The sequence below is a fragment of the Leminorella grimontii ATCC 33999 = DSM 5078 genome, assembly GCF_000439085.1.
GTDB lineage: Bacteria > Pseudomonadota > Gammaproteobacteria > Enterobacterales > Enterobacteriaceae > Leminorella > Leminorella grimontii.
This window is the reverse complement of the sequence record NZ_AUUA01000003.1, coordinates 416357-441651: the sequence shown is the minus strand read 5'-3', so window position 1 is coordinate 441651 and position 25295 is coordinate 416357. Positions and strand designations below refer to the sequence as shown.

General features: G+C 54.8%; 26 protein-coding genes and 2 tRNA genes. 14 read left to right on the top strand and 14 right to left on the bottom strand.

What is annotated here, in order from left to right:
* Positions 1 to 52: 52 nt before the first annotated feature.
* Positions 53 to 1042: a siderophore ABC transporter substrate-binding protein gene (locus tag G544_RS0108960; protein WP_027274288.1), complete on the bottom strand. Its 990-nt coding sequence runs from the start codon at positions 1040 to 1042 to the stop codon at positions 53 to 55.
* A 204-nt stretch (positions 1043 to 1246) separates the two neighbouring features.
* A complete protein-coding gene (argA, locus tag G544_RS0108955) occupies positions 1247 to 2575 on the bottom strand; it encodes an amino-acid N-acetyltransferase (RefSeq protein ID WP_027274287.1) in 1329 nt (442 codons plus the stop codon).
* Between the two features lie 306 nt (positions 2576 to 2881).
* Between argA and amiC the strand changes: the two genes are divergently transcribed.
* Entirely contained in the window at positions 2882 to 4123 is a 1242-nt protein-coding gene (amiC, locus tag G544_RS0108950; RefSeq protein WP_027274286.1) for an N-acetylmuramoyl-L-alanine amidase AmiC, read from the top strand.
* Between the two features lie 13 nt (positions 4124 to 4136).
* On the opposite strand, the gene G544_RS0108945 is transcribed toward amiC, so the two are convergent.
* The 3 genes from G544_RS0108945 to G544_RS0108935 all read right to left on the bottom strand — a co-directional run bounded on the left by G544_RS0108945 (position 4137) and on the right by G544_RS0108935 (position 4749).
* Positions 4137 to 4478 carry a DHCW motif cupin fold protein gene (locus tag G544_RS0108945; protein ID WP_027274285.1) on the bottom strand — a complete coding sequence of 114 codons (342 nt, stop codon included), beginning with the start codon at positions 4476 to 4478 and terminating at the stop codon, positions 4137 to 4139.
* Between the two features lie 82 nt (positions 4479 to 4560).
* Positions 4561 to 4637: transfer RNA gene (locus G544_RS0108940), tRNA-Met, on the bottom strand.
* 35 nt (positions 4638 to 4672) lie between these two features.
* A tRNA-Met gene (locus G544_RS0108935) sits at positions 4673 to 4749 on the bottom strand.
* Between the two features lie 216 nt (positions 4750 to 4965).
* Between G544_RS0108935 and mltA the strand changes: the two genes are divergently transcribed.
* Together mltA and tcdA are read left to right on the top strand one after the other, a co-directional pair.
* A complete protein-coding gene (mltA, locus tag G544_RS0108930; RefSeq protein ID WP_027274284.1) occupies positions 4966 to 6084 on the top strand; it encodes a murein transglycosylase A in 1119 nt (372 codons plus the stop codon).
* A 29-nt stretch (positions 6085 to 6113) separates the two neighbouring features.
* Positions 6114 to 6923, top strand: a complete 810-nt coding sequence (gene tcdA, locus G544_RS0108925) for a tRNA cyclic N6-threonylcarbamoyladenosine(37) synthase TcdA (RefSeq protein WP_027274283.1) — start codon at positions 6114 to 6116, stop codon at positions 6921 to 6923.
* A gap of 8 nt (positions 6924 to 6931) precedes the next feature.
* Here tcdA and csdE read toward each other — a convergent pair whose 3' ends face one another.
* Together csdE and csdA are read right to left on the bottom strand one after the other, a co-directional pair.
* Positions 6932 to 7366, bottom strand: a complete 435-nt coding sequence (gene csdE / locus G544_RS0108920) for a cysteine desulfurase sulfur acceptor subunit CsdE (RefSeq protein ID WP_027274282.1) — start codon at positions 7364 to 7366, stop codon at positions 6932 to 6934.
* Between the two features lie 3 nt (positions 7367 to 7369).
* A complete protein-coding gene (gene csdA / locus G544_RS0108915; protein WP_027274281.1) occupies positions 7370 to 8572 on the bottom strand; it encodes a cysteine desulfurase CsdA in 1203 nt (400 codons plus the stop codon).
* 256 nt (positions 8573 to 8828) lie between these two features.
* On the opposite strand from csdA, the gene G544_RS0108910 reads away from it, so the two are divergent.
* The 4 genes from G544_RS0108910 (at position 8829) to rlmM (ending at position 11956) form a co-directional block, all read left to right on the top strand.
* Positions 8829 to 9053 carry a YgdI/YgdR family lipoprotein gene (locus tag G544_RS0108910; RefSeq protein WP_027274280.1) on the top strand — a complete coding sequence of 75 codons (225 nt, stop codon included), beginning with the start codon at positions 8829 to 8831 and terminating at the stop codon, positions 9051 to 9053.
* A 396-nt stretch (positions 9054 to 9449) separates the two neighbouring features.
* Positions 9450 to 10364, top strand: a complete 915-nt coding sequence (locus tag G544_RS0108905; protein ID WP_027274279.1) for a transcriptional regulator GcvA — start codon at positions 9450 to 9452, stop codon at positions 10362 to 10364.
* A 96-nt stretch (positions 10365 to 10460) separates the two neighbouring features.
* Entirely contained in the window at positions 10461 to 10847 is a 387-nt protein-coding gene (locus G544_RS0108900; protein ID WP_027274278.1) for a DUF423 domain-containing protein, read from the top strand.
* Entirely contained in the window at positions 10844 to 11956 is a 1113-nt protein-coding gene (gene rlmM / locus G544_RS0108895; RefSeq protein WP_027274277.1) for a 23S rRNA (cytidine(2498)-2'-O)-methyltransferase RlmM, read from the top strand. The genes G544_RS0108900 and rlmM overlap by 4 nt, the downstream gene beginning before the upstream one ends.
* Here the strand turns inward: rlmM and xni are convergent.
* From xni to queF, 4 genes are all read right to left on the bottom strand, one after another.
* Complete coding sequence (gene xni, locus G544_RS0108890) at positions 11919 to 12701, bottom strand: flap endonuclease Xni (protein WP_027274276.1); 783 nt, start codon at positions 12699 to 12701, stop codon at positions 11919 to 11921. The two genes, rlmM and xni, sit on opposite strands and share 38 nt — an antisense overlap.
* 54 nt (positions 12702 to 12755) lie before the next feature.
* Positions 12756 to 14123, bottom strand: coding sequence for a nucleotide 5'-monophosphate nucleosidase PpnN (ppnN, locus tag G544_RS0108885; RefSeq protein ID WP_027274275.1), 1368 nt, complete (start codon positions 14121 to 14123; stop codon positions 12756 to 12758).
* A gap of 89 nt (positions 14124 to 14212) precedes the next feature.
* On the bottom strand, positions 14213 to 14872 hold the full coding sequence (locus G544_RS0108880) for a suppressor of fused domain protein (protein ID WP_027274274.1): 660 nt from the start codon (positions 14870 to 14872) through the stop codon (positions 14213 to 14215).
* Between the two features lie 170 nt (positions 14873 to 15042).
* On the bottom strand, positions 15043 to 15897 hold the full coding sequence (gene queF / locus G544_RS0108875) for an NADPH-dependent 7-cyano-7-deazaguanine reductase QueF (RefSeq protein WP_027274273.1): 855 nt from the start codon (positions 15895 to 15897) through the stop codon (positions 15043 to 15045).
* An 89-nt stretch (positions 15898 to 15986) separates the two neighbouring features.
* Here queF and syd point away from each other — a divergent pair, with 89 nt between their 5' ends.
* From syd to G544_RS0108835, 6 genes are all read left to right on the top strand, one after another.
* Positions 15987 to 16535 (top strand): SecY-interacting protein, encoded by a 549-nt coding sequence (syd, locus tag G544_RS0108870; protein WP_036023637.1) that lies wholly within the window; start codon positions 15987 to 15989, stop codon positions 16533 to 16535.
* A gap of 626 nt (positions 16536 to 17161) precedes the next feature.
* Positions 17162 to 17464, top strand: coding sequence for a hypothetical protein (locus tag G544_RS0108855; protein ID WP_027274271.1), 303 nt, complete (start codon positions 17162 to 17164; stop codon positions 17462 to 17464).
* A gap of 67 nt (positions 17465 to 17531) precedes the next feature.
* A complete protein-coding gene (locus G544_RS0108850; protein ID WP_027274270.1) occupies positions 17532 to 17861 on the top strand; it encodes a YqcC family protein in 330 nt (109 codons plus the stop codon).
* Entirely contained in the window at positions 17862 to 18641 is a 780-nt protein-coding gene (truC, locus tag G544_RS0108845; protein WP_027274269.1) for a tRNA pseudouridine(65) synthase TruC, read from the top strand.
* Between the two features lie 26 nt (positions 18642 to 18667).
* Positions 18668 to 19120 (top strand): flavodoxin, encoded by a 453-nt coding sequence (locus tag G544_RS0108840; protein WP_027274268.1) that lies wholly within the window; start codon positions 18668 to 18670, stop codon positions 19118 to 19120.
* A gap of 279 nt (positions 19121 to 19399) precedes the next feature.
* Positions 19400 to 20296, top strand: coding sequence for a transporter (locus G544_RS0108835; protein ID WP_081650762.1), 897 nt, complete (start codon positions 19400 to 19402; stop codon positions 20294 to 20296).
* Between the two features lie 59 nt (positions 20297 to 20355).
* Here G544_RS0108835 and G544_RS0108830 read toward each other — a convergent pair whose 3' ends face one another.
* Complete coding sequence (locus tag G544_RS0108830) at positions 20356 to 20751, bottom strand: DUF3461 family protein (RefSeq protein WP_027274266.1); 396 nt, start codon at positions 20749 to 20751, stop codon at positions 20356 to 20358.
* 145 nt (positions 20752 to 20896) lie between these two features.
* On the opposite strand from G544_RS0108830, the gene G544_RS0108825 reads away from it, so the two are divergent.
* Positions 20897 to 21481, top strand: coding sequence for a hypothetical protein (locus G544_RS0108825; protein WP_071783343.1), 585 nt, complete (start codon positions 20897 to 20899; stop codon positions 21479 to 21481).
* A gap of 74 nt (positions 21482 to 21555) precedes the next feature.
* On the opposite strand, the gene dapD is transcribed toward G544_RS0108825, so the two are convergent.
* On the bottom strand, positions 21556 to 22380 hold the full coding sequence (dapD, locus tag G544_RS0108820) for a 2,3,4,5-tetrahydropyridine-2,6-dicarboxylate N-succinyltransferase (protein ID WP_027274264.1): 825 nt from the start codon (positions 22378 to 22380) through the stop codon (positions 21556 to 21558).
* 42 nt (positions 22381 to 22422) lie between these two features.
* The gene (gene glnD, locus G544_RS0108815; RefSeq protein ID WP_036023634.1) at positions 22423 to 25098 is read right to left on the bottom strand and encodes a bifunctional uridylyltransferase/uridylyl-removing protein GlnD; all 2676 of its coding nucleotides are present in this window, start codon (positions 25096 to 25098) and stop codon (positions 22423 to 22425) included.
* Positions 25099 to 25295 lie beyond the last annotated feature (197 nt).

Below are 25295 nucleotides of genomic sequence, written 5' to 3'. Positions count from 1 at the left end.
TCTGTAGAGCGTAAACAGAGGCTTTTTTGTTTTATGAAGCCAGGTGGCGCGTTTACTGAATTGCGCGGCTGACTTCATCCAACTGCAAGCTCAGACTTTCCAACCCGCCGCCGGAGAGATACCAGAGGTCGGGGCGCAGATAGACGATTTTGCCCTTGCGAAACGCGCCGGTTTGGCGGATTTGCTCATTTTCTTCCAGCAGCGCGCGATCCATCTTGCCTTCGCCTATGGCCTCGTTGCGATCGACGACAAAAATTACGTCGGGATTTTTCTCGGCGATATAGTCGGGCGTCGCGGCCTGACGCCCATCGGTTAACCCTTCATCGGCGTGCTGCAGGCCGACAATTTGGTAGACCACGGCCGCGTAAGCGTTGGAGTTAGAAGCAGAAAGCTTGCCGTTGTAGTGAACCAGCACCATCGCTTTTAAATGGGCGGATTCAGCCTTAATTCGAACGTCGGCGATCTTTTTATCCAACACCGCCAGGCCGTTTTCCGCTTCGGCCTCTTTGTTGAAGATCTGTCCGATCGTCATCACGTTTTTCTTAATCGAGCCCAGATAGTGCTTGGCGTCAAGGCTGAGGTTAACGGTTGGAGCGATGCCGTTAAGCGCTTCAAACGACTTGCTTTGGCGGCCGCTGATGATGATAAGGTCGGGCTTCAGCGTTCCCAGCGCCTGAAGGTCCGGCTGCTTCATGCCGCCGGCGTTCACGATGTCCGTTTTGGCGTATTCCACCAGATAGCCGGGCAGGTTTTTCTTCGGCAGCGCAGCGATGCCTTCTACCTTCAGCGCGTTCATCGTATCTAATGCGCCAAAGTCGAATACGGCAATGCGGGACGGCGCTTTTGCAACGTGAACGGAACCCTGCTCGTGAGTAATGACTTTCCCGCTTTGCGCCGGAGGCTGGGTTTCCTGCGATGGGGTCGTCGGCGTAGGAATTGGGGCAGGCGTCGGTTCTGGTGGCGTCTCTTGCGTTTTCTGATCGCAACCCGCCAGGATGCCAAGGGCCAGAGCGAACGCTGGCAGCAGCAGATTTTTTTTCATCGATAGGCCTTATGCGGTTGAGCTTATTTGTTGAAAATATTGTAAGTATAGAACGCTATCAGTGTATCGAAGTTGGTTTAGCTCATCAATGTAAATGAATATTGTTATCATTTAATGTGTGGCTATTCGCGCTAGGTGAAGAAATAGAGCGCCGCCGGACAGAAGCCCGGCGAGAGAAATAAATTAGAAAGGGAGAACGAGCGCTTAAAGCGGCGTCACCAAAATCTTCGAGCGTCGCTGGTAGTTGTACAGCGCCTGCTTTTTCATCGGCAGGGAGTCGATGTCCGCCGGTTGGAAACCCCGCTCCTGGAACCAGTGAATGCTGTGGGTTGTCAGAACAAACAGCTTTTCAAGCCCCATCAGGCGCGCCTGGGCGCTGATTTTTTCCAGCAGGATTTCGCCCCTTAACGAATTGCGATATTCGGGATGAACCGCCACACAGGCCATTTCGCCGATCCGCTCTTCCTGAAAGGGGTAAAGCGCCGCGCAGGCGATGGTCATGTTGTCCCGTTCGATAATAGTGAACTTGTCTATCTCAATCTCAAGCTGCTCTCGGGAGCGGCGAACCAGAATGCCCTGCTGTTCCAGCGGCCTAATAAGCTCCAAAATGCCGCCGATGTCGTGGATCGTCGCTCTGCGCACCTGTTCTGCGCTTTCCATTACGATTTGAGTACCGATGCCGTCGCGGGAGAAAAGCTCCTGCACCAGCGCGCCGTTTTCCTGATAGCTGATGAGGTGGCAGCGGCGCACGCCGCTGCGGCAGGCCTTAATCGCGCCGCGCAGAAACCTGACGGTGCCGGACTGAAAGTCGCCCTGCGCTTCACGGCGCTCGAGGCAGGCCTGTGCGTCGTTAGGAAACAGCTCGGGGATGATTTTGCCGTTCTCGTTTTCAACGCCCTGAGAAGAACAAAAGCCGATCATTTTCTCCGCTTTCAGCTTAATGGCCAGCTGAGTAGCGATTTCTTCCGACGTCAGGTTAAAGCTTTCGCCGGTAACGGAGACTGCAACCGGGCCAAGCAGGACGATAGCGTCGTTGTTTAACTGACGGTGAATAGCCTCTTCGTCAATGCGCCGTATGCGGCCGCTGTGGCAGTAGTCTATGCCGTCGTCTACGCCCAAAGGTTGGGATATAACGAAGTTGCCGCTGACGACGTTGATATGCGCGCCCTGAAGCGGCGTATTGTTCAGGCTCATCGACAGGCGGGCGGTGATGTCCAGCTGTAACCTTCCCGCCGCCTGCTTAACCAGTTCCAGCGCTTCGGCGTCGGTGACGCGAGTATGCTTATGATATATTGAAGGCTTATTATGCAGGGCCAGGCTGGCGTCGATTTGAGGGCGTGCGCCGTAGACCACCACCAAGCGGATACCCAGGCTGTGGAGCAGGCCGATGTCGTTAATGATATTACAGAAGTTCTCATGCTCGATAGCTTCGCCGCCCAGCATGATGACAAAGGTTTTTCCCCGGTGGGTGTTGATATAAGGAACCGAGTGCCGAAAGCCTTCGACCAATTCAGTGCTGCGTTCCTTCATGATAGGGCCTCTTGCATAATAATTCGATTTTTATGTATTTTTATTCCATTTGGCGCGACAAGGCAAGCGGAATATTTACCATTATGCGGTTTTGATATATTTCAACGGCGAGGTAATGACGGGATGCGGACTGAGCCAGCTTGAACGATACGTGCTAATTATCGGCGCGTTTGGTGTAGTAAGCGTGCAAAAGGCCCTATAACACGCAACTGATGCGTGACAGCGAAGCCGCTCTTCGGTAGAGTTTTACGCCAGTTTTATTCGTTCTTATCATTGCACAGTATCGCACAGCTTTATTTACGGAGAATCATGTCCAGCTCTGAGCCCAATTATTTACGCCGCCGTTTATTGCAAGGAGCCGCAGCGACGTGGTTGTTGAGTGTCAGCGGCGTAGGCATAGCGGCCTCGTTATCTACCGTTGTCGCCGTTCGGGTATGGCCTTCGTCGACCTATACCCGTATTACGCTGGAGTCGAACGTTCCCCTAAAGTATAAGCAGTTCTCGCTGTCTAACCCTAACCGCCTGGTTATTGATATTGAAGACGTACAGCTTAACAGCGTATTGAAGGGCGTTTCCTCGCAGGTACAGCAGAGCGATCCCTACTTAAAGCTGGTGCGCGTCGGGCAGTTTGATACTAAAACCGTGCGGCTGGTGCTTGAACTTAAGCAAAATATTAATCCTAATCTGTTCACCCTTAAGCCGATCGCCGAGTTTAAAAACCGCCTGGTGGTCGATCTTTATCCCGCCAACGGCGGCTCTTCAGAGCCTGACGATCCGCTGCTCGCTCTGCTTAAAGAATATAACCAGGGGGCGCTGGAGAAAGACACGCCGGCTCAGGCCCCTCAGGTCGGGAAAGTGGGTAAGGACAGGCCGCTGGTCGTGATGCTGGATCCGGGCCACGGCGGCGAAGACCCTGGCGCCATCGGCAAGCGCGGAACGCGTGAAAAAGACGTGGTGCTGCAAATTGCCCGCCGCCTTCGAACGCTGCTTCAAAAAGAGAAGGGCATAAAGGTCTATATGACCCGCAACGAAGACGTCTTTATCCCGCTTAAGGTGCGGGTTGCGAAGGCGCGCGCCCAGAGGGCGGATCTGTTTATCTCCATTCACGCCGATGCGTTTACCAACCGTTCGGCCCGAGGCTCTTCCGTCTTTGCGCTTTCAACGAAAGGGGCGACCAGCAGCGCGGCGAAGTATTTGGCGCAAACGCAAAACGAAGCCGACCAGATCGGCGGGGTAAGCAAAAGCGGAGATCGCTATCTCGACCATACGATTTTCGATCTGGTCCAGACGGCTACCATCAGCAGCAGCCTGACCTTCGGTAAAGAGATCCTGGGCAGGATGGGCAGGATTAACAAACTGCATAAAAATAAGGTCGAGCAGGCGGGCTTCGCGGTGCTTAAAGCGCCGGATATTCCCTCAATCCTGATTGAAACCGCATTTATTTCCAATCTGGAAGAGGAGCGGAAGCTGCGAACGGCCAGCTTTCAGCAGCAGCTGGCCGAGTCTATTCTGGCGGGTATTAAAACCTACTTCGCATCGATTAAATACTAGGCCAAGTCCACGTTCAGTCTACGATAAACAGGCGTGCCCCTGTCTCTGTGCGGGAACGATGCGCCTCGGCGTTATCCCCTACCTGATAGCTTGTCCCCGGCGTGAGCGTAACAACTGTTCCGTCTTCAAGTTCGGTTTTCAACTCGCCGTCAAGGCACAGCAGGACGTGGCCCTTTTTACACCAGTGGTCGGCCAGATAGCCCGGCGTATATTCCACCATGCGAACACGAATGAGGCTTCCTTCCTCGCCGAAGGTTTGGGTTTGCCAATAGGCTTTACCGGTTATTCCCGGATGCTCGGTTTTTTCAATGAGCTTCCAGTCAACGGTGGAAAAAGAGAAGGGTGACATGTGCATAAAGGAACTCGACGTTAGTGAAAGGTAACGTTAAGCATAGCTGAGCGGAAGAAAAGGACAGAAGAAATAAATAAATGGGAATTGGTTGCGGGGGCCAGATTTGAACTGACGACCTTCGGGTTATGAGCCCGACGAGCTACCGGGCTGCTCCACCCCGCGTCCGACGTACTTGCGATCGCTTACTGCTACGGAATTGGTTGCGGGGGCCAGATTTGAACTGACGACCTTCGGGTTATGAGCCCGACGAGCTACCGGGCTGCTCCACCCCGCGTCCGTAGGAGGCGCATAATACTCTCTGTGACTCAGGTTGCAAGTTATTTTTCTTTCTCGTAGCAGAAAAGGGCATTTATTTTTTACTAACGATTAACTTTTCGCCATTTTTTACCGCGCGCGCTCCGGCGCTGATTTTATCCCGCGCTTCCTTTATACTGTGCGCTTTATAGCGGTTTGAATCGCCGATTCGGCGGTGAATAAGGTGAGCGGTAAAATGAATGGACGTTGGGTTAAGTATCTCCTTGGTGGCGTAATTATTGCCCTGCTGGCGGGCTGTGAGTCTCGGCCAACCGACAGAGGGCAGCAGTACAAAGACGGAAAGTTAACGCACCCTTTTGAGCTGGTGAATAACCCTAACGCCAAGAACAAGCCGGTCAACGGCAAAGATTTTGCCCAGCAGGTTTATGAAATAAGCCAGTCTTCCCCTTCGCTGTATGAACGAAATCGCGATACCTATCAAGCTATTTTCCAGTGGATGGTGGCCGGCGCAGAGGGGCAGCAGCTGGCCCAGTTCAGCCTCGACGCCTATCAGATGGAGGGCGTCGATAACTACGGCAACGTCCAGTTCACCGGCTATTACACGCCGGTTATTCACGCGCGGCGCACCAAGCAGGGCGAGTTTAAATATCCGCTTTACGCCATGCCGAAAAAGAGCAAGAAGATGCGCCGCCTGCCCGATCGCAAGGCCATCTATAACGGCGCGCTGGACGGGCTGGGCCTTGAGCTGGCCTACAGCAATTCCCTTGTCGATAACTTTATGATGGAAGTTCAGGGCAGCGCCTACGTCGACTTTGGCGACGGCACGCCGCTGGTGTTTTTCGCCTATGCGGGTAAAAACGGCCGCGCCTACCACAGCATAGGCAAGGTGCTTATCGACCGAAACGAAGTGCCTCGCGAAGAGATGTCGATGCAGGCCATCAAACGCTGGACGGAGCAGCACAGCGAAGCGCAAGTGCGCGAACTGTTAGAACAGAACCCTTCCTTCGTTTTCTTTAAGCCAAGACACTCCGCGCCGGTGAAGGGCGCCAGCGCCGTGCCGCTGATAGCCAAGGCCTCGGTTGCGTCGGACAAGACGCTAGTCCCCGCGGGAAGTACGATCCTGGCCGAAGTTCCCCTGTTGGACAATCAGGGCAAGTTTACCGGGCAATATGAAATGCGTCTGATGGTGGCGCTGGACGTCGGCGGTGCGATTAAAGGCCACCACTTCGATATTTATCAGGGCATTGGCGATGAGGCCGGGCACTGGGCTGGATTCTATAACCACTACGGTCGGGTATGGGTGCTGAGTTCGCCGAAGGACGCGGGCGCATTAGTCTCACCGGCGGATAAATAACGGTTTTGCTATCGATGAACGAGGTTGCTATGTCCACCGCCTATTCCGACGCCTATTTTCAACGCTTTAGCGGAATTGCTCGCCTGTACGGCGAGAGCGCGCTGGCGCTTTTCTCTCGTGCTCACGTGTGTGTGATAGGCATCGGGGGCGTAGGTTCCTGGGCTGCTGAAGCGCTGGCGCGAAGCGGTATTGGCCAAATTACGCTGATTGATATGGACGACGTGTGCGTAACGAACGTCAACCGGCAGATCCACGCGATGAGCGCGACGGTCGGTCAGCCGAAAGGGGAAGTGATGGCCGAGCGGATCCGTCAGATCAATCCGGAATGCAAAGTAGCCTATATTGATGATTTCATTACCGTCGATAACGTTGCGGAGCACCTGGGTGCTGGCTATGACTACGTGATTGACGCCATCGACAGCGTGCGCCCCAAGGCGGCGCTGCTGTCTTACTGCCGGCGCTATAAGATCCCCGTGGTGACGACCGGCGGCGCGGGCGGGCAAATCGATCCGACGCAAATCCAGGTGGCCGATTTGGCCAAGACGATTCAGGATCCGCTGGCGGCCAAGCTGCGCGAGCGCCTTAAGAGCGACTTTGGCGTAGTGAAAAACGGCAAGGGGAAGCTCGGCATTGACTGCGTGTTTTCAACCGAACAGCTGGTCTACCCGCAGGCGGACGGCAGCGTTTGCGCCGCTAAATCCAGTGCCGAAGGGCCCAAGCGTATGGACTGCGCTTCCGGCTTTGGCGCAGTGACTATGGTGACGGCGTCGTTTGGCTTTATCGCCGTTTCTCATGCGTTAAAGAAGATGATGGCAAAAGCAGAGCGGTTAAAAGGCTAAAATTACGGCTAAACGTAGCTCTGCGCCGCGTTCTTAATGGCGCCAACCAGCGCGTCCAGCCCCTGTGAACGCGATGCGCTGAGTTGGCCATATAATCCAAGCTCGTGAAACAGTCGCATCAGGTCCAGCGCCAGAATTTGCCGCGGCGTCTTTCCCTCTATCTGTACAAGTAAAACGGCCAGAATGCCCTTCACGATGCGCCCGTCGCTGTCGCCATAGAAGTGCAGCATGCCGTTTTCATTGAGCCGATGGCCCAGCCAAACCCTGTTTTCACAGCCCTTAAGTTCAAGATGCTGCTGCTTTAGCGATTCGGGCAGCGGCGGCAGCTTTTTGGCTAACAGGATAAGCTGACGGTAGCGCTCTTCCCACGACGAGCAGGCGTCAAACAGCGCGCGCAGCGCCTCGGCGTCGATTTCGCTACCGAACGGGTGTGATGACGGCATGACTTACTCCAAAATTTCAATCGCATAGCGCAGAGCCTGATAAAGGCGCTCTACGTCTTGAGGGCTGTTATAGGGGGCGAACGACGCGCGAACCGCACCGTTCACGCCGATGGCGTCCAAAAGCGGCTGCGCGCAGTGCTGCCCGGCGCGCACCGCGACGCCCTGTTCCGACAACAGTGTAGCCAAATCGGCATGGTGGAAGCCTGCAATATTGAATGACAGCAGGCTGCTGCCCGGCACGCTGTAGCTAATAAAGCCGGGAATAGAAGCCAGTTTTGCAAAAGCCGATTGAGCAAGCGAGCCGGCATAGCGCTCGGCCTCTGCCATATTCTGCTCAGCAAGCCAGGCCAGCGCGGCGCCGGTGCCGATAACGCCGGCGACGTTAGGCGTCCCGGCTTCAAACCTTTCGGGAATGCCCTGAGGAATAAATCCGCTGAAGTCGGCGTGGCTCAGCATTTTCCCGCCGCCCTGCCAAGGATCCATCTCCGCCAGCAGCGCTTCTTTGCCATACAATACGCCGATGCCGGTAGGGCCGTAGAGCTTGTGGGCGGAGAACGCGTAGAAGTCGATGCCCAGAGAATGTACGTCGGGCCGCTCGTGCACAACGCCCTGTGCGCCGTCAACCACCACTACGGTACTGTTGGCGTGGGCCAGAGAGATAGCCCTTTTCAAATCGGGACAGCCGCCGGTCACGTTGGACATCTGGCTGATGGCCAAAATGCGAGTGCGTTGGTTTAACAGTTCAGGCAGGCGCGTAAGATCGGGCTGATAGCGTTCGTCCAGCGGCAGTTTTACCACTCGAGCGCCGGTTTGGGACGCGACCATTAGCCACGGGATCAGGTTAGCGTGGTGTTCAGCCTCGGTAACGATGATTTCATCACCGGCGCCAAGGCGAGGACGCGCATAGCCTTGAGCTACCAGGTTGATGGATTCGGTGGCGCCCTTTGTCCAAACGATGCTCTCTGCCTTTGTAGAACCGATAAACGCCGCCATGCGGGCGCGGGCCTCTTCATACAGCGCTGTCGCTCTACGTGCGGCAGGGTGGGCGCTTCGATGCACCGTTGCGCCGTTGTGGCGATAGTAGTCGTCCTGCGCGTTGATAACGGCGTCGGGCTTAAGAGCCGTCGCCGCGCTGTCGAGATAGCAGGTGTTTTCCCTCAGTGCGGGAAACTGTTGGCGAAACTGTACGGGGTCAAACGGTGTCATGGCGTCTATCTATAATGCCCGCAGGCCAGAACGTAATAAGTGAAAGTGAGGGAATTGTACTCTGTGAAGGGGAAGAGCGCAGCACACATTGCTACCTAATTTGTTTGCAGTTGGGCGTTTTTCAGAAGATAGTTAGGCAGTGTCTTGCCTGCGTGTACAATGATGAGGCTCGGACAAAAAAGATATACCGCGTATATAATTAAGAAGACAGTTGGCCCTAGCGGCCTACGACCCGTTTAACCGAAAGGAAGAGTTTATGAAGCGTTTTGTTTTTTCCTGCGCCGCCCTGTTGATGCTGTTGGGCGTTGCCGGTTGTTCCAGCCACTATGAGCTGACGATGCAGGACGGCACTAAAGTGATCACCGTCGGCAAGCCTTCTTTAGACGAAAGCACGGGGATGGTAACTTACGAAACTCGATTCGACGGCGAAAAGCAGGTTCCCCAAAGCGAAGTCAAAGAGTACGTGAAAAAGCCGTACTGATCCGCTTCACGCCTTGCGCCATCGCGGCGTAGGGCGTTTGGATAAAAAGGCAAAAAAAAGCACCGCCTTGGCGGTGCTACATAAACACTATGTGACAAATAGGGTAAATGTTCAGAAATAATCGTTAATCCTATGAGATAGGAAGCTAACGACCGCGCCCGACACTCGCCAGGCAAATTAGCAAACACAACATCACAACCACAAAGCCAAAATGCGCTTTCGCTTAAAAACGCACTTTCGTTCCGGCTCAGGAAGTGGGCACACTATAGGTATTTGCTGGCGCATCTACAACGGACAATTTATAATGCATCGCATTAGAAAAACTAATGTATATACCGCCGGGTGAAGCCCCTCTTCCGATTGCGCGGATCGGGGGCGAAAAACAACGCTGATACTATGAAACGATTACCACCTCTTAACGCGCTGCGCGTGTTCGACTCTGCGGCAAGAAACCTAAGCTTTACTAAGGCTGCAGAGGAGCTCTTTGTTACTCAGGCCGCGGTTAGCCACCAAATAAAGTCGCTGGAAGACTTTCTCGGACTGAAACTTTTTCGCCGCCGCAACCGCTCGCTTTTGCTGACGGAAGCCGGGCAAAGTTACTATTTAGATATAAAAGAAATTTTTGCGGCGCTAAACGACGCGACCCGAAAACTGCAGGCGCGCAGCGCGAAAGGCGCGTTGACAGTGAGCCTGCCGACCAGCTTCGCCATTCAGTGGCTGGTGCCCCGCCTGAACGGTTTTCACAGCCGCTATCCGGGGATCGACGTGCGGGTTCAGGCCGTCGATCGCGACGAGTGGAAAATGTCTGACGATGTGGACGTCGCCATTTTTTACGGCCGAGGGAACTGGAGCGGCCTGCACGTTGAGCCGCTGTATGCGGAATACCTTATCCCGGTTTGCGCGCCTTCGCTGATGATGGGAGAAAACCGGCTGACGTCGCCCGATATGCTGGTTCACCATACGCTGCTGCACGACGCCTCAAGGCGCGACTGGCAGGCTTATATTCGCCAGCTTGGCATATCAAACATCAATGTTCAGCAAGGGCCGATTTTCAGCCATACGGCGATGGTGGTGCAGGCCGCCGTGCACGGGCAGGGCGTTGCGCTGGTCAACAACATGCTGGCGCAGGCGGAAATTGAATCCGGTCGCTTGGTTTGCCCGTTTAATCAGGTGCTGGCCAGTAAGAACGCGTTTTATTTGGTATGCCATGAAAGCCAGGTTGATTTGGGAAAGATCGCGTCTTTTCGAGAGTGGATCCTGGCGGTAGCCGCCGACGAGCAGAAAAGCGTCCATCTAAGCTACGCCGAATAAACCTGCCAACCTGCTAAATTTGGCGCAATAGGGTGATTTATGCTGCCGTTTATCGGTAGAATCTCACGAATTTTTTATCAAGAAGGGCACAGGCTTATGAAAGGGCGCTGGATTCTGATTTTTGCCGCCGTCAGCGGTTTTATTTTTGTTTCTCTGGGAGCGTTTGGCGCACACGGCCTGAGTAAGATCCTGGACGTCAAGCAGATGGCCTGGCTTAAGACCGGCCTTGAATATCAGGCTATCCACACGCTGGCGATTTTAGCTTTGGGGATAGCGCAAGGGATAAAAGAGTGCGTATGGCTCTATCGCAGCGCGGCGTTTATGGCGCTCGGCATCGTTTTATTTAGCGGTAGCCTCTATTGGCTGGCGTTGACCACGACAAAAATCTGGCCCTACGTGACGCCGCTGGGCGGTTTTTGTTTTCTCATCGGCTGGGCGCTGCTGCTGGTAGGCGCCTGCCGTTTTAGGAGGGATGCCTCGTGAATAAAGTTGCTTTATACTGCCGCCCCGGTTTTGAAAAAGAGTGCGCGGCTGAGATTGTCGAGCGCGCAACCCGCCTTGAAATTTATGGATTTCCCCGCGTTAAGGACAACTGCGGCTATGTCATTTTCGAATGCTACCAGCATGATGATGCGGAGCGTTTGATTCGAGAATTGCCCTTCAACTCCCTGATTTTCGCCCGGCAAATGCTGGTGGTCGGCGACCTGCTTAAAGACCTGCCGGTGGATGACCGTGTGACGCCCATTGTTGGCATGATTCAGGGGGCGATAGAGAAAGCGGGCGAGCTTCGGGTTGAGGCTCCCGATACGAACGAGGGCAAAGAGCTGCTCAAGTTCTGTCGTAAGCTGACGGTACCGCTGCGCCAGCGGATGCGGGCGGACGGCGTGCTGTTGAATCGGGAGAACCATCATCGCCCCGTCGTTCACGTCTTTTTTATCGCCAGCGGCTGCTGCTATGTGGGCTATTCCTACAGCAATAATAATTCTCCGTTCTTTATGGGCATTCCCCGGCTGAGGTTTCCGGCCGACGCGCCCAGCCGTTCAACCCTTAAGCTGGAAGAGGCGTTTCACGTATTTATCCCCGCAGACGAGTGGGAGGAGCGCTTGGCCAGCGGCATGCGCGCGGTAGATCTGGGCGCATGTCCGGGCGGCTGGACCTATCAGCTGGTGCAGCGCAGCATGATGGTGGAAGCGGTCGATAACGGTACGATGGCGCAAAGCCTGATGGATACCGGGCAGGTGACCCACCGTCGTGAAGACGGCTTTCGCTTTACGCCGACGCATGCGACGACCAACTACTGGGTGGTGTGCGACATGGTAGAGAAGCCTTGGCGGATTGCGATGCTGATGGCCGACTGGCTGATTAACGGCTGGTGTCGCGAGGCTATTTTCAACCTGAAGCTGCCGATGAAAAAGCGCTATGAAGAAGTGAGCCACTGTCTGGAGGAGATAGACAAACGCCTGAAGGAGAATGGCATTAATGCTCAAATTCAGGCCAAGCAGCTTTATCACGACAGGGAAGAGGTGACGGTGCACGTTCGCCGAATTTGGAGCGCTATTCCTGGCCGTCGCGACGAACGCGAGCGCCGCTAAAGCGCAGATCCTGCAGGTTGCCCCGAAGCGGAACGTCCCGCTTTAGGGCGGCCAGTTCTCGGCAGAGAAACGCCTGCTCTTTTTGTTCCACCAGCTTGTTTCGCCACTTTTGCGGCACCTCTTCTATCCGTCGATAGGCTTCTTCAAGCGTGCCGAACTGATTGAGGATAGCCGCTGCGGCCTTAGGGCCGATGCCCATCACGCCCGGAATTTTACTGCTGCTGATGCCGGTAAGTCCCCAAAAATCCACGAGCTGAGCGGGGATAACGCCGAATTCCTGTTCTATAAAGGGGACGTCCAGCCAGCGCTTTTGAAAGTAGTCGCGTATGCGCAACGTCGGCGCCAGCAGTTGGCAATAGCCCTTATCCGTAGACACAATGGTGACCTGATGGCCCTGCTGGCTTATGCGATAGGCCAGCGTAGCGACGACGTCGTCCGCCTCATCTCCTTCTGAACGCCAACAGGCTACACCGCTTTGAGTAAACGCTTCTTCAATTTGCTTTAATTCCTGACTGAGCGACTCCGGCATGGCGACTCTGCCCGACTTATAGTTTGGATAAAGCCGGTGCCGCCAGCTCTGCTTTCTTTCCTCATCGTCGAAAACGGCGACCGCGTGCGTAGGGTTTGCGTGTTGAATGAGCTGTTCAAGAGCGCGAACGCAGGCGGGGACGCAGGGGGAGCCCTGAACGGCGTGAATGCGGCGTATCAGGTTTAAAGCGTCAACGATGAGTAGGTTAATGGGCACGGCGTTTTCCTTTTGGCCGCCAGCGACGCGCGCTGGCGGCAATTAACGACAGTCTTAGGTGCAGATTTCGTAGCAGGGCGTGTAGGCAGAGCCCGGTAGCTTCATGCGGTGCTGGGCAACGAAGCCCTGCAGCAGCGTGTCCATATGGCGCATCATCTGCGGATCGCCGTGGATCTTGTAGCGTCCGTACTGCTCAATAGCCTGAATGCCCACGTCCTTCACGTTGCCCGCGACGATGCCGGAAAACGCCCGGCGAAGCGCGGCGGCCAACTGCTCCGGCGGCTGATTCGGATACAGGTTCAAGCCCGCCATATTTTCGTGCGTAGGCTCGAACGGGTGCTGTAAGTCAGGGGCGATTTTGAGCGACCAGTTGAAGCTGTAAGCGTCGCCGTTAGTCTTGCGGCACTCTTTAACCGCCGACATGCCGTGTTTCATTATGCGGGCGACTTCCTTCGGATCGTCGATGACGATGGTGTAGTGGTTGCGCGCTCGCTCGCCCAGCGTATTGAGAATAAAGTTGTCCAGCACGTGGAAATAGTCGGCGCTTTCCTTTGGCCCCGTCAGCACCAGCGGCAGAACCTGATCTTTGTTTTCCGGGTTCATCAGAATGCCGAGCAGATAGAGCAGCTCTTCCGCCGTACCCACGCCGCCGGGGAAAATGACGATGCCGTGGGCGATGCGTACGAAGGCCTCAAGGCGCTTTTCGATATCCGGCATAATGATAAGTTCATTAACCAGCGGATTGGGCGGCTCTGCGGCGATGATAGACGGCTCCGTCATGCCGATAAAGCGGCTTTCTTTGTACCCTTGCTGCGCGTGGCCGACGGCGGCGCCCTTCATCGGCGCTTCCATCGCGCCCGGCCCGCAGCCGGTGCAGATGTTCATTTTACGCAGCCCGAGCTGGTTACCTACCTTGCGCGCGTAGAGATACTCGGTTTCGTTAATGGAGTGGCCGCCCCAGCAGACGACCATATTAGGTTCTTCACCTACGTGGAGCGACCGCGCGTTGCGCAGGATGGCGAACACCAGGTTGGTCAGGTGGACGCTGCTTTCAGGATCCAGACGATGATGCCTGTAGGCTTGGGTTATTTGCCCGTGGACAAACAGGATGTCGCGCAGTACGGCGAACAGGTTGGACTGTATTGAATGGATTAGCCGCCCGTCGACAAAGGCGTCCTCCGGCGGGTTGATAAGCTCAAGCTTGATGCCGCGCTCCCGGCGCAGGATGTTGATGTCAAACGTCTTATAGCGGTCAAGCAGCTCTTTGCTGTTGTCGGTTTTGCTTCCCGCGTTCAGCGCGGCCAGCGCGCAGTTGCGAAACAGGTGGTACAGGTTGCTGCTGGCGGTTTTCTTCAGCGTATCGACTTCAATTTGCGACAGCAGGTCCATAGAACCTAAAGGGGGGCTAATGTGCGTAATCAAACTTGTTTCCTTAACGTTTCTGCGGCTTCATTCAAGGACAGAAGCCTGATTCGTAATGCAAATCGTGACTTGATTGTGTCATCGGCAGCTTAAAGGTAATTCTTCGTTCTGCCCATGTCTGTAATGAGGTCGGGATTGTCCTGCTTCATGCTCTCAATGAGCTGATGGACCTTCTCCGGCGTCTCTTTCACTTGCTGAAACTCCTCTTCGGTAATGCCGACGAGCTGAAGGAATTCCAAACGACCGTAAAGCGAGTCTCTAGGCGCGATCTCCGTATCCGGCACGACAAGCAGGGCGGTTATCTTCGACGGTTCGCCGATGTGGATAGACTCTCCGCTGCCACCGATATACTGATAAGGCTCAAAATAGCGCTTTGATGTAAAAGTATAGCGGGCAAGGTTGGAAAGCATGTTGAGCGCCCATTCGCACTCTCGCGCCTCTTTAGCGGGGAGCTTGATAGTCATTTCATAGCCCCACTTGCTGAACTCGCCGCCCAGCGCTTCTTCGTCGGCGTACAACTGAGACATGCCGTAAGTGACGATGTGTCTGTAGCCTTTGGGGGAAGCGAACAGGCTGTAGCCGTCAAGGTACTGGTCACCGCCGAACGTGGCTCTGCTGGTCATTTCCGTACCGTAGTGGTCGGGGTTTTGTTCGCCATAGATTTGCGAAAAACCCAGATCGATTTCATCCCAGCCGGGAGCCCAGCTCTCGTCTTCTTCGACGTTTTTCCTGAACGTTGCCAGATCCATTAACTTTCTCCTTGAAGGTTTCGCTTTCAGCCCGTTATTTATCAGAAAAGGCGCGGCCGTTTAGTTAAATAAAAGGTTACTTTACCCGCGTTATGGACGCGGTTCACGTAAATAGTGTTCTTTTTACCCGCTTTTACACTAAGTTTCCGGTACAGCTTCCAATGATTTTTTTACTGCCTCGCCAGCCTTTGAACCGATGGCGTAAAGGGCCGATTGGTTCTGTACGGGTTGATGTCCAATCCTCCTCGTCGCGTATAGCGGGCGTATACGGTCAGCGCCTCCGGTCGACAGTAGCGTTGGATATCGTGGAAAATGCGCTCGACGCACTGCTCGTGAAACTCATTGTGATGGCGAAATGAAACGACGTAGCGCAGCAGGGCTTCTCGGTCGATCTTTGGCCCGCGGTAGCTGATTTGTAGCGATCCCCAGTCCGGCTGGTGGGTTATTAAACAGTTGGACTTCAGCAGATGGCTGACCAGCGTTTCCTCTACGAGAGGAGCGCCGCGCGCCGCCGCGTTCTCTAGCAGTCGATCGTTAAAATCATAGCTGTCGATAACGATGTCCTGTTCGTCAATACATTCACCGGCAAAGGCGCCAATAGGGGCGTTTTCCAGCTCTGCGAGCTTGAACAGGCGAATGTCGACGTCCCCCTGAGCGCAAAGGGATAGATCGCGACGCAGCGTGTGCTCAACGTCTTTCCAGCTGTCAAAGTGGGTTTGGTTAAAGCTGTTGAGATAAAGCTTAAAGCTTTTTGACTCGATCAGGTTCAGGCTGTTTGCGTCGATCCTGACTTCTCCAACGGCAACCTGAGGCACGCCGCTGGCGTTAAGCCAGGAGAGTTCATAAAGCGTCCAGATATCTGCGCCGGTAAAGGGAAGATTTTCAGGAAGAAGCCCGAGAGGCTCGCGGTTCAGGCTGCGGGGCACCGGCTGTAAAAGCGCGGCGTCATAGCGGTCGACGTAGCCGGTTTCCTTACCCAGCGTCAGACCTGACAGCGCCTGATGGTTCTCGTAATTGTGAGACATGCTCTTTCTCCTGCGGCTGAACTTTCAGGTTGATTAGGTATAATGAATCAATATTCTTCTCCTAGTGTAACGCAATCTTTAGGAAAATCATGACAGTTCAGGCCGCATTATCCCAGTTTACCTCCGACTTCGTTTCTCTCTGGCAGCGGAAACGTGGGCATGAGCCCGCCAGCGGCGAGCTCTACGGCGTACCGTCCCCCTGTATTGTTGCGACAAGGGATGAACAGGTTCTTTGGCTGCCGCAGCCCTTTGGCGACGTGGCCTCTTTGGCTAACGTAGAGCGTGCGCTGGATATTTCGCTAAGGGATGAGGCCAGCGCCTATTTCACCTGTCAGCTTGCCGGCGATATGGCGGCAAGATTTGGCGAGCTTGAGCTTTGTCTGATTCAGGTATGGAGCGAAGAGGACTTTATTCGCCTGCAGGAAAACCTGATAGGCCATCTGGTTACTCAACGCAGGCTGAAGCTGTCGCCAACGCTGTTTATCGCGACTACACATTCCGAGATGGACATGGTGTCTCTTTGTAATCTTACCGGCGAAGTGATTTTAGAGCACTTTGGCACGCAAAAGCGGGAAACGCTGGCGGAGTCGCTTGAGGCATTTTTACTGCATCTGACGCCGATAGTAGCGGAAAATTGAGGCGCGTTTTTCACACCTATTAAAGCATGACGGGCGTTAGTAGATTAAATGGGGGATGGTCGTCTTACAAAAATGACACGTTGCTTGTGAGATATATCCTACAAACCCTGTGAGACATTTCATTCATTACTATACGAACGTTTTTATATAATTACTTATTTATCAATTTATTGACGTCTATTTTTGCCCGTTTTTTTGCTTTTTCCTCAAAGTCAGGCTTTGTGAGTATATTGTGAGACTGGGGAAATTAGGCGATTCTATGTTCATCGAAAGGAAGCTTGGAAATTCGGGAATGCATCAGGACGATGCGGGCTTTAGGATAAAGCAGAACGGACACATAAGGAAGCTTCAGGACAGCCGTCAGGATGATGGCGGGACAGTTTAAGGAAGAAACCCGGGACACCTCCAGGACGGAGAACGAATACTTACCGGAGCGTAAGGGGTCAGGACGACAAGCTAAGGAAGCGCATCAGGATGATGCAAAGGCCGCTCGGGATTGAGCAGCCGTTCGAAGGAGTGTCGGTCAGGAAGGCCACAGGGAAAAGTTTTCAAGGACTGAACAGGGAAGTACGCGGGTAGCCGGATTGCTATAAAACGAATCAGGAAAGTTAAGGATCGTCATCAGGATGATGACGGGACAGTTTAAGGAAGAAATCCAGGACACCTCCAGGACGGAGAACGAATACTTACCGGAGCGTAAGGGGTCAGGACGACAATCAGGGAAAGGCATCTGGATGATGCAAAAGCCGCTCGGGATTGAGCAGGCGCTTCAAAGGAACGTCGGTCAGGAAGACCAGAAGGAAAAGTTTTCAAGGATTGAACAGGGAAGTAAAGCGAGTAGCCGGATTGCTATAAAACGAACTAAGCCCACTGTGTATACAGTGGGCTTTTTTTATGCCTTTTTAGCCGTAATGTCATCCATGGTATGATGGCGCTTTCGGGTTCTGGCCGTCGCTTTGGCCATGAGCGATGACCGTTTTTTGATAAGAGAACGCAATGAGTTTAGAAAAGCAGATATGGCAGTTGCTGTCCGACGTAGAGCTTTTTATGCATGCAAACGGGCTATGGTCTGAGCTGCCGCCCGCGCTGGAAGCCTTTGACAGCCAAGAGCCCTTTTGCATTGACACGATGTCGCCACAGGAGTGGCTACAGTGGGTTTTTATACCCCGCATGCGCGCTCTTTTGGAGAGCCATCGCCCTTTACCGACGCGCATCGCCATCACGCCCTACTATGAAGAAGCCTTTAGAGAGCGTCAGGATGAGCTTCGGCCCCTGCTGGAGGCATTAGCCAAAATTGACGGCGCGCTAAGCGCAGGCGGCGCCTAAATGTTGGATATTCTCTATCAGGATGAGCATCTGGTGGCGGTAAATAAGCCATCGGGATGGCTGGTGCACAGAAGCTGGTTGGACAGGAATGAGAAAGTCGTCGTGATGCAGACCGTTCGCGACCAGATTGGCCAACACGTGTTTACCGTACACCGCCTAGACAGGCCGACGTCGGGCGTGCTGCTGATGGCGCTCTCAAGCGACGTCGCCCGCATGATGGCGCAGCAGTTTGAGCGTCATCAGGTGCACAAGGTTTATCACGCCGTTGTGCGCGGCTACGTGGAGGGGAGCGGTAAGATAGACTATGCGTTAGTCGAACAGTTGGACAAGATCGCCGATAAGTTTGCCGATCGCAATAAAGACGCGCAGGACGCCGTCAGCCACTATCGCGGTTTGGCGACAATAGAAGTCCCCGTTGCCGTCGGCCCTTACCAAACGGCGCGATACAGCCTGGTAGAACTTCGCCCGGAAACGGGGCGCAAGCACCAGCTGCGTCGCCACATGAGTCATTTATCCCATCCGATCGTCGGCGATAGCTCTTACGGCGACCTTCGCCACAATCGAGCTGTAGCTGCTCACTTTAACTGCCCGCGCCTGATGCTGCACGCCAGCCACCTTGCGTTAACGCATCCGGTTACGGGGCAGCCTTTACTGATTTCTGCACCGTGGGATTTACCTTGGCAGGGCGTAATGAACGCTTTTAGCTGGCCGGAGGAATGCCCTGAAGCTCATGGGGTTGAATTTGCCTTCCCGATGAATCAGGATAATTCCATCGATTAACGGACGATAAAATAAGAGAGTGCGCGATGGCAAAGATAGGCATTTTTGTTGGGACGGTGTACGGCAACGCCCAGATGGTGGCGGAAAAAGCGCAGGCGCTGCTGCAAGAAGCCGGGCACGACGCGACGGTGTTCGATGAAGGGACGCTCGAAGAGTGGCAGGCCTACGAGCGAGACGTCGTTTTAGTCGTGACGTCGACCACCGGGCAAGGGGATTTGCCGGATAGCATAGAACCGCTGTTTTACGATATTAAAGACAGCCTAGGGCATCAGCCGTCGCTGCGCTACGGCGTGATTGCGTTAGGCGACAGCAACTATGAAAACTTCAGCGGCGCCGGCAAGAAGTTCGACGCTCTGTTGCAGGATCAGGAGGCGAAGCGGGTGGGAGAAGTGCTGATTATCGACAGCAGCGAAATTTCCGAACCTGAAGAATTTGCCGAACCGTGGATCCGCAGTTGGGCAGCGCTTATCAACGGCTAAAGCTTGCCTCCTTCGTTTTAAAAGCCCGCGTCTAAAAAGCGCGGGTTTTTCATTTCTCCCGTTTTCCATTCGTAACGTAATGAAATTTCATTCCATTTTCATCGCAAGATGAGAAGTCGCTCACTCTTTAAAAATAATTTCAATATGTAACATATTATTTCATTACGGCCGGTAGTATGTTGGCGACGTAAAGAAAATTCGGTGCAACACGTTGATAATGTGTTGTTCTTCTATGATTTCAGCGTATCCGCAGAGCGATGGGCTTTCAGGAGAATAGCGATGAAAAAAAAGGGGAGTTCGTTTTTTTGGGCCGGGATTGCCGTCGGCGCCGTTTCTTTTTCAACCGCCCTGGCGCAGGAAAGGCCTAGCCCTTTGCTCGGTGCGCCGGTAAATACGGCGATCTCCGGTGCACAGGTGTTGCCTGACGGTATGCTGCTGACGGCGGTAAACGCCTCTTTTCGAGATAAGACTCACCAGGTTGAGGGAAAGGGCAATCCTGACGTCTTCTCTCAGATTTGGCTACTCAAAGTGCGCTATGGGCTTACCGATCGTTTAGAAATCAGCACCGTGGGTTCCTACGTCAACAACCGCCGGGACGGCATGAGCCCGGAGCACATCGAAGGGATGGGCGATCAGTCGCTCGGGTTTAGCTACGCTTTGCTAAGCCAGAGACAGGGCGATCCATTCTGGCTTACCTTCGGCGCGGCCGCGCTGTTGCCTACCGGGCAGAGCGGCGATAACCACCTGCCGGGCAACGAGGCCTGGGGCGGCCGGGCTTCCATACACCTGACAAAGCTTTTTACGCCTCAGTGGAAAGGGGATATGGACTTCGTCATGCAGGGGCCGTTCGAGCGAGGCAATCAGAACGTCAAGCGCGGCAACGAGTATCAGTGGAACATGCAGCTGCGCTATATGTTCGTCGACCCGCAGGTTGACGTCGGCATTGAAAGCGCGTTTTCAAAAACCGAGTCCGGCGATAGGCGGGTGGGTTCCCGCACGTTTAATAACCATGCAGGGACGACGGAGTGGGTGATTGGCCCTTCGGCTAACGTGGCGATTGACCCGCTGAACATGTGGATTGGGGCCGGCGCGTTTTTCCCCGTTTTGCAGGACGCTGACGGCCCGGCCAAGATGGAAGAGGTGCGCTGGGAGTTTAAGATAGGAAAAACTTGGTAGTCAGAAAGCAGATGCCTTTCAGGCCGCCGCTGGCCTGAAAGGAAAATGGCAAAGTGCGCCTATTTTGTTTTTGAGGTCAGTTTTTCCAGGTCGGCTTCAATTTCCGCGATCTTATGGGTCACGACCTGTTCCAAATGGCGAAGGTCAGACAAAATCTTCTGCTTCAGATCGATTTCCACCTGTTCGCCTTTGCAGAGACCGTCGAGTTCCTCTATGAGGTAGCGAAGGTTTGGGCTTATCTCGTGCACCTCTTTGTAGGACTTTTCCGCGCCCGGATTGGCAAGGATCGTCTTTCTCTGGCGGGGAAACTTGAACTTGACGCTTTTAGCGAAAAACTCTCCCTTTTCTTTACGAAAGTAGATCTTAAGGATGTCGTTGCTCGCTTCCTGGCGCAGGCTGTAGCGATCGATCTGTTTAGGATTGCTGATTCCAAGGCTAACGAGATTATCGTACATAAAAAGTACCTTCCTGATTTGTATTATGCCGATGGGCCACCGCCTATTATTATAGCAAGGGCAAACGTCCGCAGTTTATGGCTTGTCTGAAAACGGGCTGAAAAAGTTCAGTTCGTGAAGGGCGTAACGTTATGGGAGAAAAGGAGTGTCTTTTCAATATGAAACATGGGCTAACCTTCTGACCAACCTGCTTAGGGGAAAAGGCCTTCGCTTTGCCGAAGGACTGAATGAAGAGGAAGCGGGGGCGGTTGAGCGCCTTTTTAACTTCCGCTTTCCTCCCGATCTTAAAGCGCTGTTGCAAAACGCGCTGCCGATATCGGAGGGGTTTGTCGACTGGCGAGAGGGGCTACATTCGTCACGCGCGCAGCGCCGCCTCTTTGGGCGAATGAAGGCGCCTTTAGAGGGATTCCTGTTTGACGTAGAAAACAACGGCTTTTGGTTTGACGGTTGGGGAGATAAACCCTCCACCTCTTCTGAACGCAGGGCGTGCGCTGAGCGCGCTTTTGCTGACTACCCGACGATGATCCCCGTCTATTCCCATCGCTATCTTCCCGATTCGCCCAGCGAGGCAGGGAACCCGGTATTTTCCATCCATCAGACCGACATTATCTATTACGGCTATGACCTGGCGTCTTACCTTGCAGCAGAGTTTGGCCTTCCGCTGCCGAAGTTTTTTCATACGCCGGAAGAGCCAAAGGCGATTGTGTTTTGGGATGAGCTTACGTCGTAAGAGGGGCAGATCTCCCGGCCGAAAACGGCCGGAACATCGTGAATGCCAGCGAGTGGCAATAAGGTCAGAAGGGATTAATCAATGGTGCGCAGCAGCTCATTGATGCCGACTTTGCCGCGGGTTTTGGCGTCGACCTTCTTGACGATGACGGCGCAGTACAGGCTGTACTTTCCGTCTTTGGACGGCAGGTTGCCGGAGACGACGACGGAGCCCGCAGGGACGCGTCCATAGTGAACTTCACCGGTTTCGCGGTCATAAATGCGGGTGCTTTGGCCGATGTAAACGCCCATGGAAATCACCGAACCTTCTTCCACGATCACGCCTTCGACCACTTCAGAGCGCGCGCCGATAAAGCAGTTGTCTTCGATAATGGTCGGATTGGCCTGCAGCGGTTCCAGCACGCCGCCGATGCCGACGCCGCCGGACAGGTGAACGTTCTTACCGATTTGCGCGCATGAGCCCACGGTGGCCCAGGTGTCGACCATCGTGCCTTCATCAACGTAGGCGCCGATATTGACGTAAGAGGGCATCAGTACGGTGTTGCGGGCGATAAAGGCGCCCTGACGCACGCTGGCGGGAGGAACGACGCGAAAGCCCTCGCGCTGGAAGCGCGCCGCGTCGTAGTCAGCGAATTTCATCGGCACTTTGTCGTAGTAACGGCTTTCTGCGCCGTCCATAACGACGTTGTCGTTAATGCGAAACGAGAGCAGAACGGCCTTTTTCAGCCACTGATGGGTGACCCACTGGCCGTTAATCTTCTCGGCAACGCGAAGCTCGCCGCTGTCGAGCTTGGCAATAGTGGCGCTGACGGCTTCGCGAAGCACGGTGTCCGCGGAGGTAGGAGTGATGTCTGCGCGGCGCTCAAAGGCGCTTTCAATCACGGCTTGTAACTGTTGCATCTTATTTCCTGATGTCGTGTGTTTAAAAGAGATATCCCGATCTTAGCCGGGCCCATATTTATCCTTTGGACTCAGGGTTTCTGTCAACCTTTGTTTCAAAACTTCGCACATTTCGGCAGGCAGAGCGGCCCGCTCGGCGTTGGTAAGAATAAAGAGGTCTTCTACCCGCTCGCCGATAGTCGAGATGCGCGCGCTGTGCAAAGAAAGCCCCAGATCGGCAAAAACCTCGCCCACGCGCGCCAGCAGGCCGGGGCGATCCAGCGCCGTCAGCTCCATATAGGTTCGGCGATCGCTGTGGCCGTGCAGGAAGTTGACGTGAGTCGGCACGTTAAAGTGGCGCAGTTTTGACGACAGCGGCCGAGGCTTAGGCCGTTCGTAAACCGGTTGGACGAGCGCTCTTTCAAGCCCTTCTCGAATTTCACGATGGCGATCGGGGGACAGCGGGCTGCCGTCGGGCTCCAGTACGATAAAGCTGTCCATCGCCATTCGGTCGCGGTTAGTGAAAATCTGCGCGTCGTGAATGTTGAGGTTTCGCCTGTCCAGCTCGCCCGCCGCGGTGGCAAACAGATAGGGGCGATCGGAACTGTAAATAAAAATCTCCGTCCCGCCCCGGTTGGGCAGCGGGCTTATCAGCACCAGCGGCTTGTCCTCTTTATGTTCCACCAGATGTCGGGCGTGCCAGGCCAGCTGTAGCGGAGAGTGGCGCAGGAAGTAGTCGGCCCGGCAGCGGTTCCACAGCGGGTGCAGCACCGTTTCGTCGATATTTTCTCTACGCAGCAGGGCCAGCGCCTGCGCCTTGTTGTGGCGAACCCGTTCGCGAAGATCCGGCCGGTAGTGCATGCCGCGCTTGAGCTGCCTTTCGGTGGCGAAATAAAGCTCGCGCAGCAGGCTCTGCTTCCAGCTGTTCCACAGCGGTTCGTTGGTGGCGCAGATATCGGCGACGGTCAGGCAGATAAGGTAGTGCAGCCGAGTTTCGCTCTTCACTTCGGCAGCGAACTGCTGGATAACTTCTGGATCCTGAATATCGCGCCTTTGCGCGGTGACCGACATTAGAAGGTGCTGTTTGACCAGCCAGCTTACCAGCGCGGCTTCATTGGCGTTAAGGTCGTGCAGCAGGGCGAAGTCTCTGGCGTCTTCTGCGCCAAGCTCGGAGTGGTCGCCGCCGCGCCCTTTGGCGATGTCGTGGAACAGGGCGGCCATTAGCAGCAGCGACTGTTTTGGCAGCTTAGGGTATAGCTCTACGCACAGCGGGTGCGCTTGGCGGGTTTGCTCATCGGCGAAGCTTTCAAGCTTGAGCAGTACGCGAATAGTGTGTTCATCGACGGTATAGACGTGGAACAGATCGAACTGCATTTGGCCGACGATGTTGCCCCATTCCGGCATGTAGGCCGCCAGCACGCTGTGGCGGTGCATCGGCACGATGGCGCGCTTAACCGCGCCGGGCTGGCGTAAAATGGCCATAAACAGCTGGCGCGCCTGCGGCAGCTGGCACAGCGGCTGTTTCAGGTGGCGGCGGGCGTAGCGCAGGTGACGCAGAGTGGTGGAGTAGATGCCCTTGATGTCGGCATTGGTCGCCAGCCGATAAAACAGGCCGATGATGGTTTCCGGCTGTTCGATAAACAGGTTGGGATCTCGGAGATCGATAAGCTGGCCGCGTAGCTGGAAGCGCTCGTCTAAAATCTGCGGCTTGTCCATCGGCGACAGCGCCAGAATGGCCTCGTCGAACAGCTGAAGCAGCATATGGTTGAGTTCGGTGACGCGGCGGGTGACGCGGAAATAGTCCTTCATCATCCGCTCGATGGGCTGATTGCCCTCGCCCCGGTAGCCTAAAAGCGTAGCGACGCTGAGCTGGCGGTCAAACAGCAGGCGGTTATCGTAGCGGGAAAGCGTCAGGTGCAGCGCAAAGCGAATGCGCCACAGGAAGGTCTGGCACTCATCGAGCTCGGCGCACTCCGCCGGCGTCAAAAAGCCGAAGCTGACCATTTCATCAAGCGACGTGGCGCCAAAGTGGCGGCGGGCGACCCACAGCAGAGTGTGAATATCGCGCAGGCCGCCGGGGCCGGCTTTAATGTCCGGCTCAAGGTTGTAGCTGGTGCCGTGATAGCGACGATGCCGCTCTTCCTGCTCCTCGCACTTGGCGTGAAAGAAGGTCTCTGAGGGCCAGATTTCCTGGCTGAAAACGTGCTTTTGCAGCGTTAAAAACAGCGCCACGTCGCCGCAGATAAGTCGGGACTCAATCAGGTTGGTGGCGACCGTCAGGTCGGCTATGCACTCCTCCAGACACTGGGAAAGGCTTCTTACGCTGTGCCCGACTTCAAGCTTCAGGTCCCACAGCAGGGTAATGATTTCGCCGACTTTTTGAGACTGTTCTTCGTTTAGCGGCTCGCTGCTCAAAACCAGAATGTCGACGTCCGACAGCGGGTGGAGCTCCCCCCGACCGTATCCGCCAACGGCGACAAGCGCCAGGCCGCTGCGGTTGGCAAAACCTTTGGACGCGGGAGAGATAAACCCGTGCGCCAGCCACAGCCGCTGGAGCAGGTGGTCTAGGTAGTCCGAACGCGCCTTGAGCAGTTCCTCAACCGCACACCCCGCTTCAAACGCCTGGCGCAGCCAAAGCTGAAAGTCGTCAAGCGCCCGCCGAAGAAAGGGGAGGTTGAGCTCATCCTGGCTAAAGCAGGAGGGATCGCAGGGCTTTTGGGGCACAGAACGTTCGGACATAGCGGCGGTTACCTTTGGGCCAAAAGTAAAACGGCAAAGTGCTCTTAAGCTACCTGCAAATGAGGGAAATCGCCAGATGGATAAAAGGGAAAAGGAGAAACGTATTAGGGAGACTGGCGGCCTTTGCCGATATTTTTCTTGTTACCGCCAGCCTTGATTAATTACACTGGCAATTATTTCATCTGAATAGATTAAGT

What these genes read in the sequence shown, in the direction of transcription:
- G544_RS0108960 (WP_027274288.1), bottom strand. Translation starts at nt 1,042, where the DNA reads ATGAAAAAAAATCTGCTGCTGCCAGCGTTCGCTCTGGCCCTTGGCATC.
- amiC (WP_027274286.1), top strand. Translation starts at nt 2,882, where the DNA reads ATGTCCAGCTCTGAGCCCAATTATTTACGCCGCCGTTTATTGCAAGGA.
- G544_RS0108945 (WP_027274285.1), bottom strand. Translation starts at nt 4,478, where the DNA reads ATGCACATGTCACCCTTCTCTTTTTCCACCGTTGACTGGAAGCTCATT.
- mltA (WP_027274284.1), top strand. Translation starts at nt 4,966, where the DNA reads ATGAATGGACGTTGGGTTAAGTATCTCCTTGGTGGCGTAATTATTGCC.
- tcdA (WP_027274283.1), top strand. Translation starts at nt 6,114, where the DNA reads ATGTCCACCGCCTATTCCGACGCCTATTTTCAACGCTTTAGCGGAATT.
- csdE (WP_027274282.1), bottom strand. Translation starts at nt 7,366, where the DNA reads ATGCCGTCATCACACCCGTTCGGTAGCGAAATCGACGCCGAGGCGCTG.
- csdA (WP_027274281.1), bottom strand. Translation starts at nt 8,572, where the DNA reads ATGACACCGTTTGACCCCGTACAGTTTCGCCAACAGTTTCCCGCACTG.
- G544_RS0108910 (WP_027274280.1), top strand. Translation starts at nt 8,829, where the DNA reads ATGAAGCGTTTTGTTTTTTCCTGCGCCGCCCTGTTGATGCTGTTGGGC.
- G544_RS0108905 (WP_027274279.1), top strand. Translation starts at nt 9,450, where the DNA reads ATGAAACGATTACCACCTCTTAACGCGCTGCGCGTGTTCGACTCTGCG.
- G544_RS0108900 (WP_027274278.1), top strand. Translation starts at nt 10,461, where the DNA reads ATGAAAGGGCGCTGGATTCTGATTTTTGCCGCCGTCAGCGGTTTTATT.
- G544_RS0108880 (WP_027274274.1), bottom strand. Translation starts at nt 14,872, where the DNA reads ATGGATCTGGCAACGTTCAGGAAAAACGTCGAAGAAGACGAGAGCTGG.
- queF (WP_027274273.1), bottom strand. Translation starts at nt 15,897, where the DNA reads ATGTCTCACAATTACGAGAACCATCAGGCGCTGTCAGGTCTGACGCTG.
- syd (WP_036023637.1), top strand. Translation starts at nt 15,987, where the DNA reads ATGACAGTTCAGGCCGCATTATCCCAGTTTACCTCCGACTTCGTTTCT.
- G544_RS0108855 (WP_027274271.1), top strand. Translation starts at nt 17,162, where the DNA reads ATGATGACGGGACAGTTTAAGGAAGAAATCCAGGACACCTCCAGGACG.
- G544_RS0108850 (WP_027274270.1), top strand. Translation starts at nt 17,532, where the DNA reads ATGAGTTTAGAAAAGCAGATATGGCAGTTGCTGTCCGACGTAGAGCTT.
- truC (WP_027274269.1), top strand. Translation starts at nt 17,862, where the DNA reads ATGTTGGATATTCTCTATCAGGATGAGCATCTGGTGGCGGTAAATAAG.
- G544_RS0108840 (WP_027274268.1), top strand. Translation starts at nt 18,668, where the DNA reads ATGGCAAAGATAGGCATTTTTGTTGGGACGGTGTACGGCAACGCCCAG.
- G544_RS0108835 (WP_081650762.1), top strand. Translation starts at nt 19,400, where the DNA reads ATGAAAAAAAAGGGGAGTTCGTTTTTTTGGGCCGGGATTGCCGTCGGC.
- G544_RS0108830 (WP_027274266.1), bottom strand. Translation starts at nt 20,751, where the DNA reads ATGTACGATAATCTCGTTAGCCTTGGAATCAGCAATCCTAAACAGATC.
- dapD (WP_027274264.1), bottom strand. Translation starts at nt 22,380, where the DNA reads ATGCAACAGTTACAAGCCGTGATTGAAAGCGCCTTTGAGCGCCGCGCA.
- glnD (WP_036023634.1), bottom strand. Translation starts at nt 25,098, where the DNA reads ATGTCCGAACGTTCTGTGCCCCAAAAGCCCTGCGATCCCTCCTGCTTT.